Origin of the sequence: Cognatundibacterium luofuense (assembly GCF_018139685.1) — a bacterium.
GTDB classification, from domain to species: domain Bacteria; phylum Pseudomonadota; class Gammaproteobacteria; order Burkholderiales; family Burkholderiaceae_D; genus Undibacterium; species Undibacterium luofuense.
The window spans coordinates 1-439 of the sequence record NZ_JAGSPN010000166.1 but is presented as its reverse complement, the minus strand read 5'-3'; the positions used below and the strand labels follow the sequence as shown (position 1 = coordinate 439).

Genomic DNA, 439 nt, shown 5'->3' with positions numbered 1-439 from the left:
GATGCAGGCTGCCACCGGCCAACTGCTGGATAGTCTGCAGCGTCCTTTGCGCGATTTGCGGATTTCAGTCACAGATCGCTGCAATTTCCGCTGCGTCTATTGCATGCCCAAGGAAATTTTCGACCAAAACTACCAGTATTTACCGCACGCAGATTTGCTGAATTTTGAGGAAATCACCCGTCTTGCGCGTATTTTTGTGGCACACGGCGTAAAAAAAATCCGTCTCACAGGTGGCGAACCTTTGCTTAGAAAAAATATTGAACAACTCATTGCCATGTTAGCGAATCTGCGCACTGTGGATGGTGCGCCGCTGGATCTGAGTCTGACGACCAATGGTTCGCTGCTGGCGAAAAAAGCCCTTAGCCTGAAAAATGCAGGCTTAGGCCGGATTACGGTGTCACTCGATGCCATCAATGATGATGTATTCAGGCGCATGAAC

The 439-nt window shown here is 49.4% G+C and carries 1 protein-coding gene; it reads left to right on the top strand.

Annotation, left to right across the window (positions count from 1 at the left end):
- Position 1: 1 nt before the first annotated feature.
- The coding region (locus KDM89_RS19850) for a radical SAM protein (protein ID WP_212689611.1) at positions 2-439 on the top strand (438 nt) is incomplete at its 3' end.